The organism is Methyloversatilis discipulorum, from assembly GCF_000527135.1.
Lineage (GTDB): Bacteria > Pseudomonadota > Gammaproteobacteria > Burkholderiales > Rhodocyclaceae > Methyloversatilis > Methyloversatilis discipulorum.
This window is the reverse complement of the sequence record NZ_AZUP01000001.1, coordinates 1,832,681-1,848,310: the sequence shown is the minus strand read 5'-3', so window position 1 is coordinate 1,848,310 and position 15,630 is coordinate 1,832,681. Positions and strand designations below refer to the sequence as shown.

Annotated in this window: 16 protein-coding genes and 1 pseudogene; 5 read left to right on the top strand and 12 right to left on the bottom strand. The window is 67.3% G+C overall.

Annotated features, from left to right (window positions below):
• The first annotated feature begins 15 nt into the window (after positions 1-15).
• Entirely contained in the window at positions 16-813 is a 798-nt protein-coding gene (locus METFAM1_RS0108505; RefSeq protein WP_019919185.1) for a GlcG/HbpS family heme-binding protein, read from the top strand.
• A gap of 61 nt (positions 814-874) precedes the next feature.
• On the opposite strand, the gene draG is transcribed toward METFAM1_RS0108505, so the two are convergent.
• From draG to METFAM1_RS21030, 3 genes are all read right to left on the bottom strand, one after another.
• Entirely contained in the window at positions 875-1,810 is a 936-nt protein-coding gene (draG, locus tag METFAM1_RS0108500; RefSeq protein ID WP_019919184.1) for an ADP-ribosyl-[dinitrogen reductase] hydrolase, read from the bottom strand.
• Positions 1,811-1,829: 19 nt separating this feature from the next.
• Positions 1,830-2,768, bottom strand: coding sequence for an NAD(+)--dinitrogen-reductase ADP-D-ribosyltransferase (locus tag METFAM1_RS0108495; protein ID WP_019919183.1), 939 nt, complete (start codon positions 2,766-2,768; stop codon positions 1,830-1,832).
• Between the two features lie 88 nt (positions 2,769-2,856).
• Entirely contained in the window at positions 2,857-3,009 is a 153-nt protein-coding gene (locus METFAM1_RS21030) for a hypothetical protein (RefSeq protein ID WP_019919182.1), read from the bottom strand.
• Between the two features lie 261 nt (positions 3,010-3,270).
• Here METFAM1_RS21030 and METFAM1_RS0108485 point away from each other — a divergent pair, with 261 nt between their 5' ends.
• On the top strand, positions 3,271-3,717 hold the full coding sequence (locus METFAM1_RS0108485) for an HIT family protein (RefSeq protein WP_019919181.1): 447 nt from the start codon (positions 3,271-3,273) through the stop codon (positions 3,715-3,717).
• Between the two features lie 112 nt (positions 3,718-3,829).
• On the opposite strand, the gene METFAM1_RS0108480 is transcribed toward METFAM1_RS0108485, so the two are convergent.
• From METFAM1_RS0108480 to METFAM1_RS0108445, 9 genes and pseudogenes are all read right to left on the bottom strand, one after another.
• Positions 3,830-4,231 carry a ferric reductase-like transmembrane domain-containing protein gene (locus METFAM1_RS0108480; RefSeq protein ID WP_019919180.1) on the bottom strand — a complete coding sequence of 134 codons (402 nt, stop codon included), beginning with the start codon at positions 4,229-4,231 and terminating at the stop codon, positions 3,830-3,832.
• Between the two features lie 110 nt (positions 4,232-4,341).
• Positions 4,342-5,316: a hypothetical protein gene (locus tag METFAM1_RS20840; RefSeq protein ID WP_157256687.1), complete on the bottom strand. Its 975-nt coding sequence runs from the start codon at positions 5,314-5,316 to the stop codon at positions 4,342-4,344.
• A gap of 374 nt (positions 5,317-5,690) precedes the next feature.
• A pseudogene (locus METFAM1_RS21440) lies at positions 5,691-5,804 on the bottom strand (transposase); the annotation flags it as partial.
• A gap of 31 nt (positions 5,805-5,835) precedes the next feature.
• Positions 5,836-6,321 carry a DUF4844 domain-containing protein gene (locus tag METFAM1_RS0108470; RefSeq protein WP_019919178.1) on the bottom strand — a complete coding sequence of 162 codons (486 nt, stop codon included), beginning with the start codon at positions 6,319-6,321 and terminating at the stop codon, positions 5,836-5,838.
• Positions 6,322-6,501: 180 nt separating this feature from the next.
• On the bottom strand, positions 6,502-6,960 hold the full coding sequence (locus tag METFAM1_RS20175) for an SMI1/KNR4 family protein (protein WP_019919177.1): 459 nt from the start codon (positions 6,958-6,960) through the stop codon (positions 6,502-6,504).
• Between the two features lie 394 nt (positions 6,961-7,354).
• A complete protein-coding gene (mltB, locus tag METFAM1_RS0108460) occupies positions 7,355-8,383 on the bottom strand; it encodes a lytic murein transglycosylase B (protein WP_019919176.1) in 1,029 nt (342 codons plus the stop codon).
• Positions 8,380-10,383, bottom strand: a complete 2,004-nt coding sequence (locus tag METFAM1_RS0108455; protein WP_024300583.1) for a transglutaminase TgpA family protein — start codon at positions 10,381-10,383, stop codon at positions 8,380-8,382. Before METFAM1_RS0108455 ends, mltB begins: the two co-directional genes overlap by 4 nt.
• Complete coding sequence (locus tag METFAM1_RS0108450) at positions 10,380-11,333, bottom strand: DUF58 domain-containing protein (RefSeq protein WP_019919174.1); 954 nt, start codon at positions 11,331-11,333, stop codon at positions 10,380-10,382. The genes METFAM1_RS0108455 and METFAM1_RS0108450 overlap by 4 nt, the downstream gene beginning before the upstream one ends.
• Positions 11,333-12,247: an AAA family ATPase gene (locus METFAM1_RS0108445; RefSeq protein ID WP_019919173.1), complete on the bottom strand. Its 915-nt coding sequence runs from the start codon at positions 12,245-12,247 to the stop codon at positions 11,333-11,335. Before METFAM1_RS0108445 ends, METFAM1_RS0108450 begins: the two co-directional genes overlap by 1 nt.
• Before the next feature lie 203 nt (positions 12,248-12,450).
• Here METFAM1_RS0108445 and METFAM1_RS0108440 point away from each other — a divergent pair, with 203 nt between their 5' ends.
• The 3 genes from METFAM1_RS0108440 (at position 12,451) to bamC (ending at position 15,487) form a co-directional block, all read left to right on the top strand.
• Positions 12,451-13,329, top strand: coding sequence for a histone deacetylase family protein (locus METFAM1_RS0108440; RefSeq protein WP_019919172.1), 879 nt, complete (start codon positions 12,451-12,453; stop codon positions 13,327-13,329).
• 102 nt (positions 13,330-13,431) lie between these two features.
• Positions 13,432-14,310 carry a 4-hydroxy-tetrahydrodipicolinate synthase gene (gene dapA, locus METFAM1_RS0108435; protein ID WP_019919171.1) on the top strand — a complete coding sequence of 293 codons (879 nt, stop codon included), beginning with the start codon at positions 13,432-13,434 and terminating at the stop codon, positions 14,308-14,310.
• Positions 14,311-14,332: 22 nt separating this feature from the next.
• Positions 14,333-15,487: an NlpB/DapX family lipoprotein gene (gene bamC / locus METFAM1_RS0108430; RefSeq protein WP_019919170.1), complete on the top strand. Its 1,155-nt coding sequence runs from the start codon at positions 14,333-14,335 to the stop codon at positions 15,485-15,487.
• Positions 15,488-15,630 lie beyond the last annotated feature (143 nt).

Below are 15,630 nucleotides of genomic sequence, written 5' to 3'. Positions count from 1 at the left end.
AAAGAGGATGCAGTCATGAAAGCCCTTCACACTTCCATCGTCACTTCCTTCGCCGTGCTGGCCGGTCTGGTCGCCGCGCCGGCCTTCGCAGCGCCGCAGGGCGCGGACATCAAGGCGCTCGCCGCCGAGTGTGCGGCACTGCCCGGCCATGCTGAACTGCGCGAGGCACTCACCCGCGCCCGGCGCGCCGACAACGGCGGCTTCGATCTCGACATGTGGGGCACCGTCGTGAGCCGCAGCGGCACGGTATGCGCGGTGGCCTTCACCGGCGAAAGCAACGCCAGCCAGTGGCCGGGCAGCCGGGCCATTTCGGCGCAGAAGGCGAATACCGCCAATGCCTTCAGCCTGCCCACGCTGGCACTGGCTACCGCCAATCTGTACAGCGCCACGCAGCCGGGCGGCAGCCTGTTCGGTCTGCAGGAAAGCAATCCGGTCAATGCCGCGCTGGCATATGCCGGACCTGCAACGGCCTGGGGGCAGGCGAACGATCCGCTGGTCGGACAGCGCATGGGCGGCGTCAATGTGTTCGGCGGCGGGCTGGCGCTGTACAGCGCGCAGGGCGAACTGCTGGGCGCGCTCGGCGTGTCGGGCGACAGCTCCTGCGCCGATCACGCCATCGCCTGGCGTACCCGTAACCTGCTGCGGCTCGACTACGTGCCGGCCGGCGTCGGCCCCGATGGCGTCGATCAGATCAGCTTCGACGGCGACTGGAAGCAGCCGCACTGCGTCAATGCCGCGACCGAAGATGCGGTGGTGAAGGCCCTGCCGCCCACCCGCCGCCGCGAAGGGTTGGCTGCGACCACGCAGGAGTGAGCGGCACGGAGGGCGCCCATCGCGGCGCCCTCTGTCCGTACCGGGTCGGCAGCGGAGCGATCTAACCTCGACGGCTCATCGCCAGCAGCCCGCTGGTCTGGTCGGTGATCGCCATTACAACGTCGCGTTGCAAGTGGCTCAGCCAGCGCTGGGGCAGGGCGCGCGCACCGCAGCGGGCGCCTGCCAGCATGCCGACCAGGGCACCGGTGGTGTCGGCGTCGTCGCCCATATTGACGGTGGCGACGAGTGCCGTTTCGAAATCGGCGTGGTTCACGAAGTGGTAAAGCACGGTCTGCACCGTATCGACGACATAGGCGGTGGCGCGGCCGGGGTAGGGCTGGAAGGCGAAAGCCGGGTTATCGCGCACCCAGTCAGCGACCCATGCGCAGCAGTCGTCGTGCGATGCGCCGTCGAGGATGCGCGCCAGCAGCCGGGCCATGCCCTGTGTGGCCGCGTCGGACTGCGGGTGGTGGTGGGTGATGCGCGCCTGCGCAAGGCTCACGCGTTCCAGCGCGACGGCGTCGTGCCGCAGCGCCAGCACGGTGGGCAGGTTGCGCATCAGCGCGCCGTTGCCGCCGTCGCGTTCGTGCGGTTCGCCGCTCAGGCTGCCATCGCCCAGGTAGCGCTGCAGGCCGCGACGACAGGTGTTGCCGCAATCCACCGGCTTGCCGCGCAGCCAGCCGACGAAGGCGTCGGCGATCACGCGCGTCATGTCGGCCATTGCCGCGTCGCCGGCCCGCGCGGCGCCGGCAAGACGCGCGCCACCGATCTTCAGCAGCGCATCGCCGAGCGCAAGACTCATCGTCGTGTCGTCGGTCACCTGGCCGCGCGCGAGCTTCAGCCAGCCGCCGCCGACGATGTCGCGATGCTCGCCGTACTGCGCGCGGATTTCGCGCGGGCGCATGAATTCGACGGTGGCGCCCAGCGCGTCGCCGATGGCCAGCCCGAGGTAGGCGCCGAGGGCGCGGTCGTACAGCGTGTCGAAGTCGTCAGTCATAGGTGGTAAGAGAGCGGATTCATTGGCAGCTTGCCTGTGTGGGGTAGTCGCCGCCCAGCGCCAGCACTTCCTGTTCGCCGTGCAGCACCGGGCCGGGCAGCAGGCCGGGCCACACCAGCAGCTTGCAGCGCGGCACCTGCAGTTCGAACACCCAGTCGCCGAAGCAGCCCGCTTCGTCGCGCGACAGCGAGAACGACGCGATGCTGTTCAGGCGCACCGTGCATTGGCTGTCCTGCAGCCGGCCGGCGACCAGCTGCTCTTCGGCGCGTGTGCTGCCGCGCCACAGGCGCACATGACTGCCCGGCTGCTGCTGCGGCAGGCCGAAGCGGTCGAGCGCCCACTGGCTGAATTCGTACAGCAGGTCGAGTTGCTGGTGGATGCAGTTGCCGTGATAGCGGCTGGCCGCCTTCTCTTCGAGATAGCTCACCCAGGCGGGCGACGGGAAGCGCTCCAGCCTTGCCTTGTGGAACATGGGCACCAGGCCGAAGCGGCTTTCCACCCAGCCTTTCAGCACGGCGCCGGCCGGGCCGTTGGCGTCGCCGCCCCAGCCCTGCAGCAGACGGCGCCAGCTGCAGCGCCAGCGTCGTGCCTCGGCGCTGTCGCGCGGCGCGTCGGCCGGCTGCAGGCCGAAGGCGATGGCGACGTAGTGCTCGAACACGTCGCGCGCTTCCGGCAGATCCGCGCAGCGATCGAGCAAGGCGAACAGGCCGCGGTGCGCCTCGCGCGTGCCGGCGATGTGCAGCGGCAAAGGGTGTTCGTTGAACAGCCGGCTGGCCAGCACCGGCGCCGGCACGCCGACCAGATTGGTGCTGTACCAGCGGTGCGGCTGGGCGTCCGCGGCCCCGCCCGCGTCAGGCGAGACTGCGGACGCATCCGGCGCGCGGGCGGGCGACGACAGGGTTCCGGGTCGTGCGCGTTCCGCCCCGGCATCATGCGGAAGGGCTGAGTCGATCGGCATCCGGCCAGTATTCGAGGCCCTTTGACCGCCCGTCAAGCACGGTGGTCAAGGATGATGCAGATCGCTGCCCGGTAAGGCCGGACGTGCCTCAGGGCGCGCTTTGCTGGCTTTCCGGATGGGCGGTGGCGGTGCTGTCGTGCGTGCGCTCCCAGTCGCCGACCGGATCGGCCGGCGTCTTCTTGCGATGTGTGAACGCATATCCGAGTGCAACAGCGAGCGAGGCGGCAATCAGCTTGATCATCGATGTTTCCTCCAGGTGCGGGGTCACCGGGCGCGGCGACCTTTCCGTTGATTGTGGGTCGGTGCGGCGGCGTTCGCTGTAGGCCGGCAGTACCGCTGCCCGTAGGACGGACGCCGCGCCATTCCGGTCCGGTGGTTCGCGAGGCGCGCCCGCTGCCGGGCGGTCGGCCATCGGACCTCGTGTATCGTCTGCCCCGACCGCGCGCTGCCCGAACGTCGCGCCGCGCCAGACCTTTCCTGCGCAACCGGAGCCGATACCCTCATGCCGAAATTCGTCGATACCTCGCCGCCCGGCGTCTGCATCTTCTGTCGCATCGTCGCCGGCGAACTGCCGGCCGCGCGCGTGTTCGAGGACGATCTGACGCTGGCTTTCATGGACCTCGGCCAGGTCAATCCGGGTCACGTGCTGGTGGCGACGAAGCGGCACGCCGCGACGCTGTTCGACATCACGCCGGAGGAGGGCGCCGCGGTGATGAACACCGCGCAGCGCGTGGCCGCCGCCATCCGCGAAACCTTCGATCCGCCGGGGCTAAACCTGCTGCAGGCCAACGGCAAGGAGGGTGAGCAGACGGTGTTCCACTTCCACATGCACGTAGTGCCGCGCCACGCCAATGACGGCGTCGGCCTGATCTGGCCGCGCAAGGAGCCGGGTGCCGAGGTACTGCGCGGCTATGCGGCGCAGCTCGCCGGAGCGCTTGCGCGCGGCTGAGGCAGGCCGACCGGACAGATCGCGGCCTCGCCGCGATCACCGCATCTCGAACAGTTCCTGATGGAAACGGTCGGGCGGCAGGCCGTGGGCGACGAAGTCCGCGCGCAGCGCCTCACCGAAGCGCTGCGGGCCGCAGAACCAGATGCTGGCCGACTGCCACTCCGGCACCCGGCTTGCGCGCCGGCCTGACCAGCCAGCCCCAGCCCACCATCCACTTGGTACCGGTCGCCCACCACCAGTGCAGGATGGCCACCACCAGCGCCGCGATGCCGAGCCACTTCTGCAGCCGATACATCCTGTCCAGCCCGCCCAGCAGCGGCTCCAGCCACTTCGACCGCAGCGCCAGCAGCATCGCCACGCTCATCACGCCGATGGCGATCACCCCGCTGTACTGCATGAACACCGAGCGGAACGAGAAATAGGTGAACGGCTCGGGCAGCAGCGTATCGGCGGCGAGCCAGAGAACGGTCGGAAGCAGCAGGGTCGCGAGGAGTGCGAGATGGATGCGTTTCATTGGGTGGCGCGGGGCATTGTTTGCGTCGCCTCGACGACCGGGTTCAGGGGTGCCGACTAGCAATTCCGCGTCGCTGGTCTGCCTCTCCTGTAACCCGAAATTAGGCTTCGTTATCCTTTGTCGAGGCCTAGGCTTTTTGCAGTGAGAAATACGGTCTCATTTGAGATTAGCGCGTCGATCCGTCTGCGCAACTCCAGTACCTCATCCATATTCACGGCCTTCGCACGTAATGCCGCCACAATCTCTTCCGCAAAAAAAGATCCCTCTAGCGTCTTGAGGTTGGTGATGACGATCTCTTTAGACACACCGGCCATATCGCGGACAAGCAGAAGCGCCTTCAGGCCCAAGATTGCTTTTTCGCGTTCCGATCCTTGTGAGTGAAGACCGTGGCTAAGCAATATGTCGGCCATTCGTAGAAAGGTCAGCTGCGCGTCCGCGAGCCGCATCTCATCACTTATAGGCGTTAGCCCAAGTCGCCCCGCTATGTAGAAGAGAGCGTCTTGTTTGCTACCAGATCCAAACGGGAGCGCGCCGCCTCGAAGCCTCAACATGAATAAAAGGGACATCAAGAAGACTGACGCGGCGGCGAGCACCGCTCCCACGAGGTCGAGCTTTGTATCCCGACCCATCGGAGGGTCTGTGGCGGCGGTGCCCAAGATCTCTCTACTTCTCAGTAGGAACTTTGGTTCAACTGCCGGCTGCGGAAGAAGAACCATCGCCGCGAGGGTGAGGTTTTCTCCCGGATGAAGGACCGGAAAGCTAACGGTTACGGACTGATCTCCTGCCTCGACAGCAGGCGCCAAACCGGACGTCTCAACCACTCTGTGGCGTTCGATACGCCCCTGGGGCAAATCAAGGCTTGCCTTGATCTCCGAAAGAGGCTTCTTCCCAGTATTCGAGATTACAACGGATAGTATCTTTCGGTAGCCATCTGGTGCCCCGAGCTCAGGTCCTGCAGCAAGTCGGTATGTCAGGCTCGCCGTGGGCTCAACGACGACGTCGTACACCTTCGGCGCAATTGAGAATGCCCCAGCAATCAGTGCCGGAAGTATGGCGAACAGCAGCGCCTTTTGTAACGTTGTCAAGTCGTACCTCCCTACTTACCCCAACCCGACGAAGCCAGAAGTTTTTTCTGGCGCAGTTTTGCGCCATACGTCCCACAGCTGCTCGGCAAACAGGTTGCACGCACACGTCGGTAAAGACCGTGTCACGCCGGTTTCGCCGATCTTGACTGACGATTTTCATGCGCTAAACGGCGACAAAAAGCCTCGACCTCGCGCGACCGCTCCTGAAGCCAAGGCGCCTGCGCCATTTCCTGTGCGAACGAGTACCTGAATCGCATTACACCATACGCATCAGGACTTTCCACGCCCGACGGGTGATGATCTCGACCAGATGTGGCGGGTTTAGCGATCAGGTCGCCGCGGCGCAGCGGGCGGGCGCTGGCGGTGTCGAGCGTGGCGTTGGTTTCGTCTCCCAATCGGCTGATGAAGTGAACGGCGGTAGTTAAGGGCTGTGCACTGTCGGCGAAGACAGCCATGAACATCACGTTGGTGCGGCGGACGGTGGCGAGGGGAGTGAAGGACGCGGCGTTGAATGTCCTGTCAGGTACGCAAGAACCATCCGTAGGGGAAACCGTAACGCCATACGTTCAGCAGTTCGCCAGAGTTGTTGACTCCGACGATGGACATGATGCGATCGAGATAGACAAGGGCTTGGTCACGTTCCTCCGATTCATGCTGCTCCAACCCGATCAGGGCACGCTTGAATTTCGCAAGGACGACTGAACGTCTCGGGTGAGGAGGCAACTCTGTGACCAACGATTGAATGATTGCATCGACTGAGGCCTGCGCACTGGCGCGGACAGCTTCAGTCGGCGCGCCCGGGTAAAAAGTGTTCTCGTCTCTAACGAACTTCCGCTCGTCCTTCAGCGCTTGGAGTTCCGCAAGAACTTCGGGCGTGATTCTCAGTGATTGGTCGGGGAAGCTCGTCGGCCAGAGAGAGAACAACGCGCCTGACAGACCCAGTACCAGGACAAGCGCCGCAATGGCAATCAAAGCAGCGAGCACTTTGACGAAAGCTGTACCCATTACCCCATGCCTATGCCGTTATCGGACGCATGGTTGCGCATTAAACCAGACGCTGCCGCACGAGCCGCACCTGACACTGGGCTTTGTTTTTCTTGTGCATCTGCCGACCATCCTGAGATTTGATGCTCGACCCGAGACGTCTCACCTGTCCGGTCGGGAAGCGGCTTCTCGATCGAACTGCTAAGCGGGGAGATCAGCAAATACGCCAATCCATTCGTTGAAGGTGACGCCGAGCGGCGCAACAGTTCCGCAATCATGATCAAGGAACCACACCTCCGAATCTGCAACCCGCGAAGGAGCTGACTGGATGCAGAAGACGTTGCCCTGACAGTCGCTTGCGAACGCGATCAGATCCGAGTCAAGCCCCAGGTCACGCCATGCCATGGTCGCTTGGACGATACCTTCAGGATCGTCGAATTCACTCACATCATTGAGATCGAGGTCTCGATCCACGATCTCGGAAAGAAGGTTGGCGGTGGTTCCGACAGGGCCGAATGATTCAAGAAACTCTCGCAATGAACGTGGCAGGAACGTAGCTAGCAGCTTTTCGGCGACGTCCAACGCTTCGGGGGTGCATGGCTCAGGCCGATAGTCCGGGTGAGTCCACCTTTCAATAAAGACCTTGCAGTGATCGGTCATTCTCGGCCGCCATAAAGGTGAGGGGCTGTCGGAGGGGCGAAGCGGCGGAGGGCAGCGAGAAGCCGGGTTTATCGGCGGTCCCTCGTGACCGGCAAATCAAGCCACACTTTGCGCTGCGTCGATGCCGCCACGAACTGGCGACAGCCTATCGCTGAGCGAAGCGCTTGGCGCGGTACTGCGCACCTGCTGGTTCTCCGGCGCGACTTCTTTCGCATACGGATAGTCCGATCGCATTACACCACAAACAGCGTACCGATCCATGCCCAGACGTTGACGATGCTGATCCGGCGTTGCCGGCTGCGTCATCCGCTGGCCGTGCGCGTGACACTAACGAGCCAAAAGCAGACGCCGTCCACGTCGTTCGTGCGAGCAACGACATGGATGGCGGTCCTCCTTACGTTTGCTTCAGCTCCTGACTCAACTGATACACCGCCATCGCATAGAAGTAGGAGCGGTTGTAGCGGGTGATGGCGTAGAAGTTGCGGAAGCCGAGCCAGTATTCGGTCTGCGCGTCCGGGGTGACGAGGTCGACCAGGGTGGCCGGTTTGGCGATCAGGTCGCCGCCGCGCAGCGGGCGGGCGCCGGCAGTGTCGAGGGTGGCGGTGTCGATCGACGGTTCGACGCCGGCGGCGACCAGCGGGGCGGCGGCTTCGTCGGTGATGCGGATGCGCTGGGCCACCGGTTCGCCGGCTTCCCAGCCGTGCGCGGCGAGGTAGGCGGCGACGCTGCCGATGGCGTCCGTCGGGCTGTTCATCAGGTCGGTGTGGCCGTCGCCGTCGAAGTCGACGGCGTAGCGGCGCCAGCTGCTGGGCAGGAACTGCGGGTAGCCCAGCGCGCCGGCGTAGGAGCCGCGGAAGTCGGTGACGTCGCGGCCTTGCTCGCGCGCGAGCAGGAACAGTTCGCCCAGTTCGCGGCGGAACAGGTCGGCGCGCGGCGGGTAGGTGAAGCCCAGTGTGGACAGCGCGCTCAGCAGTTCGAAGTCGCCGGTGTGGCGGCCATAGATCGTTTCGACGCCGATGATGGCGGCCACCACTTCGCGCGGCACGCCGAATTCCTGTTCGGCGCGTTCGAAAGTGGCGGCGTGCTCGGCCAGGAATTCGCGGCCGGCGCGGATGCGCAGCGGCTCGACGAAGCGGCTGCGGTAGCGTGTCCACGATTTCACCGCCGGGCTCGACGGCGGACGGATGAGCTGGATAACCTTGGGCAGCAGGCGCGCGCTGGCGAAGCGCGACAGCAGCTGCGCTTCGTCGAAGCCGTGCGCGGCGGCCAGTTCGGCGCAGAAGGCGCGCACGTCGTCGCGCTCGGCGAAGTTGTCGGGCGTGGTGCTGATCTGTGCCGGCAGCTGAGGTGACAGCAGCAGGGCGCCGGCGCCAGTCAGGAAGTGGCGGCGGGATGTGGAGTGAGAAGTGAAGCGGGTGGTCATGTTCGGGGCGGTGTGCGGTGGCGGCGCAGCGCGCGGGCGTGCGTCCGGAGTGCGCGCACGGCCGGCGCGTGGGCGGCACGGCCGTAGCGGGCGTCTGCATAAAGTGTACACGCTGCACGCAATTCTGCTGCCAGATCGGGGCGCAGCGCGGCGACGCGCTCGGCGTAGTCGAGCGGTCCCTCCCACGCTTCGCGGCCCAGCCCGGCCGGGCGCAGCGCACGGTCGATGCCGGCCCAGGCGCGGGCCAGTGCGTCGGCGGCGATCTGGCGGCGCAGTGCCCACAGCGTCAGCGCGATGGCTATGACGGCGCAGAGCGCGGCCATCCATGCGGTCATGTTGCGCCAGTCCGGCTGCGCCATGCCGAGGCGGGACAGCAGTTCGCGCTGCTTCTGCTGGTCGTAGGAGAGCACCCACTGGTTCCACGCGTTGTTGGCCGCTTCCCAGCGGTGACGCAGGTTGCGCAGCCAGCCGAGATCGGCGCGCGCGACGAAGGGCACCGGCTCGCCGGCCGGCAGGTCGGCCAGGCCGCGCTCGACGCGCGACGGCAGGATGGCGGCGGTCGGGTCGACGCGGCGCCAGCCTTCTCCATCCAGCCACACTTCGGCCCAGGCATGGGCGTCGGACTGACGCACGACGACGAAGCCATCGACCTCGTTGCGCTCGCCGCCCTGGTAGCCGGTCACCACGCGCGCCGGCAGCCCGGCGGCGCGCATCAGGAACACGAAGGCGCCGGCGTAGTGCTCGCAGAAACCGCGCCGGCTGTCGAACAGGAACTGGTCGATGCCGTCCTCGCCGAGCAGGGGCGGCGTCAGCGTGTAGACGAAGGCTTCGCGGCGGAACAGGCGCAGCGCGGCGTCCACTGTCTCGGCGTCGCTGCCGGCGTCCAGATGCATCTGGCGGGCCAGAGCGCGGGCGCGTGGGTTGCCGGCCGCCGGCAGACGGCGCGCCGCCTCCAGATAGGCGCTCCACTCTTCGCGGCCGGGGCGCGCCGTCGGCACCGATTCGAAGCGGTCGCGCCGGCGCGCGCGCACGACTTCGCTGCCCAGTACCTGCCAGTCGTCGGACACGCGCGCGCCCAGCGGCAGGCCGGCGACCGTTTCCAGCGCGAACAGCCAGTTCTTGCCGTGCGGCTCCAGCGTCACTTCGTAGCCGATGCGCGGGCCGTCGACCGCGTGCGGCGTGCCGTCGTTGAGGCGACGCGCGGCTTCGCCCTGGCGCCAGGTGCGGCCGTCGAAGGTGGTGAGCACCGGGCCGCGCCAGTACAGATCGCGCGCTGGCGGCGGTGCGTCGTCGAAGCGGGCGCGGAAGGCGATTTCGCCGGACAGGCTCAGCTGCGATATGTCGCCCGGCGACATGCTGTCGGACAGGCCGGAGCGCGCGCCGAAGGCGTCCAGTGGCAGCCCCCATAGCGGGCCGGGCACGCGCGGGAACAGCACGAACAGCACCAGCATGAAGGGCAGCGCCTGCGCCAGCATCCACGCCGACTGGCGCAACAGCGCGCGCACCGGCGCCGGCGGGCCGGTCAGCGCGATCAGCGCGGCGGTGATCACCCCCATCGAGCCGAACAGCACGGCCGCCACGGCCGGCGTCTGCGAATAGAGAAAGGCGGCCAGCAGCATGAAGTAGCCGAGCAGCACGACGGTGTGGCCGTCGCGCACGCTTTTGAGTTCGTGCAGCTTGAGCACCAGCAGCAGCGTAAGCAGCGCGACGCCGGGTTCGCGGCCGAACAGGCGGCCGAAGGTGAGCGTCACGCCAGCGCAGCAGGCGATCACGACCAGCGCCTTGACCACCGTGCTGGCACCGGCCCAGCCCAGCTTCCACTGCGCCAGCCGCCAGATGAACAGCAGCAGCGCCACCGCGTTGAGCCAGGCCGGCAGGTGGTCGGCGTGCGGCAGCAGCGCGCAGGCGGCGACCGCCATCAGCCAGCCGATGCGGGTGTTGGTCAGCGGTTCGGCCGGCACGGCCGCTGTCGATGGCGCGCGCGCGCGACGGAAGCTCATGCGGGCAGTCCGTGCAGGGCGAGCGCGCGCAGCACGCGTTCGCGGTGGCCGGGGCCGTTGCCGGGAGCGATGCGCGCGTCGGGCAGGACCAGGCCGTAGCGCAGGCCGGCCGCGTCGGCGTCGAGCGCCCAGCCGGTCAGCCGCGCGAGTCGGGCTTCGAGCGACAGGGCGGCTGGCAGTTGCGACAGATCGAGCCACAGTTCGCCGCCGTCCTGGCCGTCGAACTGCTTGGTCAGCAGCGGCAGGTCGGGCGCCCGCGCCCAGGCTTTCCAGGCGACGTGGCGCGGCGAGTCGGCGGCGCGGTGGTCGCGCAGGCTGGCGAATTCCTCGGTGCCGTCGCCCTGTGGCCGCAGGCCGGCGCGGCCGGCGTCGCTCGCCGGCAATGGCGGTCGGCCGGCTTCCGGCTGCACGTAGACGAGGCAGCGCTGCTGCGGCTGCGCGTAGCTCCAGGCGCGGATCAGGCCCAGCGGGTAACGGGTGCTCAGCGTGACGCGGCCCGGCGTCAGCCAGCCGCGGCGGGTGGTCGGCAGCGACAGCGTCACCGCGCAGCGGCCGTTCGCTTCGACCGCGGCGTCGACCGGCGCCGCGCCCGCCATCGCCAGTTGCAGCGCCGGGCGCGAGCGCGGCGCTTCATTGTCCAGCCACAGCGTGAATTGCGCAGGCTGGCCGGCGAACACCGGTGCCGGCGGCGTTTCGCGCAGCTGCAGCGCGAGCAGGTTGCGGAAGGTGTGCAGCAGCGCGACCTGGCCCAGACCGGCGAGCATGAACACCAGCGCGAAGCCCAGGCTCAGCGTGTAGTTGATGGCGGTCAGCAGCATGGCGATCAGTGCCACGCCCCATACCAGCCCGACGCGGGTCGGCAGCACGAAGATGCGCCGGCGGTCCAGCGTCAGCGGCAGCGCGGGCGAGCCGCCGAGCGAGGCCAGCCAGCGGCGGAGTGCGTCGCGCATCAGGCCGGCAGCGCCACCGCCTGCAGCAGCGCGCGCGCCATGTCGTCCGGGCTGCCCTGTTCGAGTGCCGGCAGGCGGTGCAGCGCGACGGCGGGCAGCACCGCCTGCACGTCTTCCGGCAGTACGTGGGCGCGGTCGAACACCCGCGCGTGGGCGCGCGCGGCGGCCAGCAGCGCAAGACCGGCGCGCGGGCTCAGGCCGAGCCGCCACATACCGCTGCTGCGGGTGTGGGCGATCAGCGCCTGCACGTAGTCGATCAGCGCGTCGGCCACGTGCAGCGCCTCGGCTTCGGCGCGCCACCGCGTCAGCGTCGCGGCGTCGGCCACCGGTGCCAGATCGGCCAGCAGGCTGCGCCGGTCGCGGCCGGTCAGCAGCGCGCGCTCGGCCGCCGGGTCTGGGTAGCCCATGGTGATGCGCATCATGAAGCGGTCGAGCTGCGATTCGGGCAGCGGGTAGGTGCCGATCTGGCTGGCCGGGTTCTGCGTCGCGATGACGAAGAAGGGCTCGGGCAGGCGGCGGGTTTCGCCCTCGACGCTGACCTGGTGCTCTTCCATCGCCTCCAGCAGCGCGCTCTGCGTGCGCGGCGTGGCGCGGTTCACCTCGTCCGCCAGCAGCACCTGCGTGAACACCGGGCCCGGGTGGAAGCGGAAGGCGCCGGTTTCGCGCTCGAATACCGACACGCCGAGGATGTCCGCCGGCAGCAGGTCGCTGGTGAACTGCACGCGACGGAAATCGAGGCCGAACAGCTGGGCCATCACGTGCGCCAGCGTGGTCTTGCCGGTGCCCGGCACGTCCTCGATCAGCAGGTGGCCGCCGGCGATCAGGCAGGTCAGCGCCAGTTCGAGCCGGCTGCGCTTGCCGAGAATGAGGGTGGAAGCGGCTTCGATGACGACGCTGGGAGCGAGGGTGGGCATGGCTTGAGCTACGTTAAGTTGTGGCGGGATGATCGGCGCGATACTGTAGAAACATGACGGCAGTACATGCCCGGCCCTGAAGCCGTGCGGTCCTGCCTGTGACACAGAGCCGGAACGGCCGGTTGCATCGATAACTGCAGGAATCCGGAGGAGAGGCGGTGACGACCGCATACATTACACACCGCGACTGTGCCCTGCATGACATGGGGCCGCACCATCCCGAATGCCCCGACCGCCTGGCTGCGATACAGGACCGCCTGATCGCCAGCGGTCTTGACGCCTACCTGCAGCACCACGACGCGCCGGCGGCCGACATCGACATGCTTGCGCGCGCGCATTCGCCGGAGTACCTGCGGCAGATCTTCGACGCGGTGCCGGGCAGCGGCATCGTCCATCTCGACCCGGATACCGCGATGTGCCCGAATTCGCTGCGCGCCGCACTGCGCGCGGCCGGCGCCGGCGTGCATGCGACCGATCTGGTGATGTCGGGCGCCGCGGTGAACGCCTTCTGCGCGGTGCGCCCGCCCGGCCATCACGCCGAGTACGCCCGCGCCATGGGTTTCTGCTTCTTCAACAACGTGGTGGTCGCGGCGCGCCACGCGCTGGAAAAGCATGGCCTGGAGCGCGTGGCCATCATCGATTTCGACGTGCATCACGGCAACGGCACCGAGAACATCGTCGCCCACGACCAGCGCATCCTGATGGTGAGCATCTTCCAGCATCCCTTCTACCCGTACTCCGGGGCGGAGCCGCTGGCCGACAACCTGTGCAACGTGCCGCTGCCGGCCGGCACCCGCGGCGACGGCTTCCGCGAGGCGGTGACGACGAAGTGGCTGCCGCGGCTGGATGCCTTCGCGCCGCAGATGATTTTCATCTCGGCCGGCTTCGACGCGCACTACGAGGACGACATGGCCTCGCTCGGACTGGTCGAGGCCGACTACGCCTGGGTCAGTACCGAATTGATGAAGGTGGCGAAGAAGCATGGCAAGGGTCGCATCGTGTCGATGCTGGAGGGCGGCTACGCGCTGTCGGCGTTGGGCCGCAGCGCGGTCGAGCACATCCGGGCGCTGGCCGAGCTTTAAGTGGCCTGGGGGCTGTTACAGACTGATCCAGTTGCGCCTGTTGGGCTTGCACCCGCGCTCCGGTAGAATGGCGCGTTTCCTGCCGAAGCCACTGTTTCGCACATGATTACCGGATCGCTCGTCGCCATCGTCACCCCCATGAACGAGGATGGCAGTCTCGACTACGCCAGCCTGCGTCGCCTGATTGATTTCCACGTCGCCGAAGGCACCGACGGCATCGTCATCGTCGGCACCACCGGCGAGTCGCCCACCGTCGATTTCGACGAGCACTGCGAACTGATCCGCTTCACGGTCGAGCACACCGCCGGCCGTATCCCGGTCATCGCCGGCACCGGCGCCAACTCGACGCGCGAGGCGATCGAACTGGCGCAGCACGCGAAGTCGGTCGGCGTCGATGCCTGCCTGACCGTCGTGCCCTACTACAACAAGCCGACGCAGGAAGGCCTGTACCGCCACTTCCGCGCCCAGGCCGAAGCGGTCGACGTGCCCTTCATCCTGTACAACGTGCCCGGCCGCACGGTGGCCGATCTGGCCAACGACACCACCATCCGCCTGTCGGAAGTCCCGAACATCGTCGGCATCAAGGACGCCACCGGCAATCTCGACCGCGCCGGCGAACTGATCAACCGCGCGCCCGAGGGCTTCGCGCTGTACAGCGGCGACGACGCGTCGACCGCCGCCTTCATCCTGATGGGCGGCCATGGCTCGATTTCGGTCACCGCCAACGTGGCGCCGCGCCTGATGCACGAAATGAATGCCGCCGCGCTGGCCGGCGACGCGGTCAAGGCGCGCGCGATCAACGCGAAGCTGATCGGCCTGCACCGTCAGCTTTTCTGTGAAGCCAACCCGATTCCGGTCAAGTGGGCCGTGCAGCAGATGGGCCTGTGCGGCCCGACGCTGCGTCTGCCGCTGACCGAATTGCAGCCGCAATTCCACGAGCAGGTCCGCGCCGCGATGAAGCAGGCCGGCGTGCTTGCCTGATCGTCCTCTGGTATCCCGTTCGATGAATCTGCTGAAGTTTTCCGCGCTGTGCGTGGCACTGGTGAGCGCGCTCACCGGCTGCTCGATGTTCGACAAGGTCATGGATTCCGGCAAGGTCGATTACAAGGCCCAGGCCAAGCGCACGCCGCGCCTCGACCTGCCGCCCGACCTGACGCTGCCTCAGCAGACCGACCGCTTCGCGGTGCCGGATGCCGGCGGCAAGGGCACGGCGACCATGTCGGCCTACAACGCCGACCGCACGAACACTGGTGGCGTGGTGCAGCCGCAGGCTTCAGCCGTGCTGCCGCAGGTCGACAAGATGCGCATCGAACGTGCCGGCAGCCAGCGCTGGCTGGTGGTCAATGCCACGCCCGACCAGCTGTGGCCGCAGGTGAAGGAGTTCTGGCAGGAAACCGGTTTCCTGATCGACATCGAACAGCCGGAAGCCGGCGTGATGGAAACGGACTGGAACGAGAACCGCGCCAAGCTCCCGAACGACATCGTCCGCAACACCATCGGCCGCCTGATCGACCAGCTCTACTCGACGCCGGAGCGCGACAAGTTCCGCACCCGTCTGGAGCCGGGCGCCGAGCCGGGCACCACCGAAATCTATGTCAGCCATCGCGGCGTGGTCGAGGTCTATACCAACGAGCGCAGCGACAACACGGTGTGGCAGCCGCGACCGGCCGATCCCGAGCTGGAAGCCGAAATGCTGCGTCGCCTGATGGTGCGTCTGGGCGCCGACAACGAGCGCGCCAAGGTGCTGCTGGCCGCCCAGCCGGTGGCCGAGCGCGCGCAACTGGTGTCGGCCGACAAGGGCAGCACGCTGCAGGTGTACGAAGGTTTCGACCGCGCCTGGCGCCGCGTCGGCCTGGCGCTGGACCGCGTCGGTTTCACCGTCGAGGACCGCGACCGTTCGCAGGGTGTGTACTTCGTGCGCTACGTCGATCCGGAAGTCGACGCCACCGGCAAGAAGGACGGCGGCATCCTGTCCAAGCTGCTGTTCTTCATGCCGGACGACAAGCCGGATCCGAAGGCGGGGCAGAGCCAGTACCGCATCCTGGTCAAGGGTGAAGGCAAGCAGAGTACGGTGCAGGTGCTCACCCGCGAAGGCGGCCTCGACGACACCCGCACCGCCAAGCGCATCCTGTCGCTGCTGCACGAGCAGCTGAAGTAAGCGGCGCGGAAACGCCGCACCCTGAAAGAACAAAAGGCGCCCTCGGGCGCCTTTTGTTTTTGTGCTTCCCGCAACGGCCGCGCCGCGGCCAAGGCCGTTCCCACAGGGGTGGCGCGCGTGATCCACCATCTGAGCGTGTGCCG

Excerpts from the sequence above, each read along its gene's own strand:
- METFAM1_RS0108505 (WP_019919185.1), top strand. The coding sequence starts at position 16 with ATGAAAGCCCTTCACACTTCCATCGTCACTTCCTTCGCCGTGCTGGCC.
- draG (WP_019919184.1), bottom strand. The coding sequence starts at position 1,810 with ATGACTGACGACTTCGACACGCTGTACGACCGCGCCCTCGGCGCCTAC.
- METFAM1_RS0108495 (WP_019919183.1), bottom strand. The coding sequence starts at position 2,768 with ATGCCGATCGACTCAGCCCTTCCGCATGATGCCGGGGCGGAACGCGCA.
- METFAM1_RS21030 (WP_019919182.1), bottom strand. The coding sequence starts at position 3,009 with ATGATCAAGCTGATTGCCGCCTCGCTCGCTGTTGCACTCGGATATGCG.
- METFAM1_RS0108485 (WP_019919181.1), top strand. The coding sequence starts at position 3,271 with ATGCCGAAATTCGTCGATACCTCGCCGCCCGGCGTCTGCATCTTCTGT.
- METFAM1_RS0108480 (WP_019919180.1), bottom strand. The coding sequence starts at position 4,231 with ATGAAACGCATCCATCTCGCACTCCTCGCGACCCTGCTGCTTCCGACC.
- METFAM1_RS0108470 (WP_019919178.1), bottom strand. The coding sequence starts at position 6,321 with ATGGGTACAGCTTTCGTCAAAGTGCTCGCTGCTTTGATTGCCATTGCG.
- METFAM1_RS20175 (WP_019919177.1), bottom strand. The coding sequence starts at position 6,960 with ATGACCGATCACTGCAAGGTCTTTATTGAAAGGTGGACTCACCCGGAC.
- mltB (WP_019919176.1), bottom strand. The coding sequence starts at position 8,383 with ATGACCACCCGCTTCACTTCTCACTCCACATCCCGCCGCCACTTCCTG.
- METFAM1_RS0108455 (WP_024300583.1), bottom strand. The coding sequence starts at position 10,383 with ATGAGCTTCCGTCGCGCGCGCGCGCCATCGACAGCGGCCGTGCCGGCC.
- METFAM1_RS0108450 (WP_019919174.1), bottom strand. The coding sequence starts at position 11,333 with ATGCGCGACGCACTCCGCCGCTGGCTGGCCTCGCTCGGCGGCTCGCCC.
- METFAM1_RS0108445 (WP_019919173.1), bottom strand. The coding sequence starts at position 12,247 with ATGCCCACCCTCGCTCCCAGCGTCGTCATCGAAGCCGCTTCCACCCTC.
- METFAM1_RS0108440 (WP_019919172.1), top strand. The coding sequence starts at position 12,451 with ATGGGGCCGCACCATCCCGAATGCCCCGACCGCCTGGCTGCGATACAG.
- dapA (WP_019919171.1), top strand. The coding sequence starts at position 13,432 with ATGATTACCGGATCGCTCGTCGCCATCGTCACCCCCATGAACGAGGAT.
- bamC (WP_019919170.1), top strand. The coding sequence starts at position 14,333 with ATGAATCTGCTGAAGTTTTCCGCGCTGTGCGTGGCACTGGTGAGCGCG.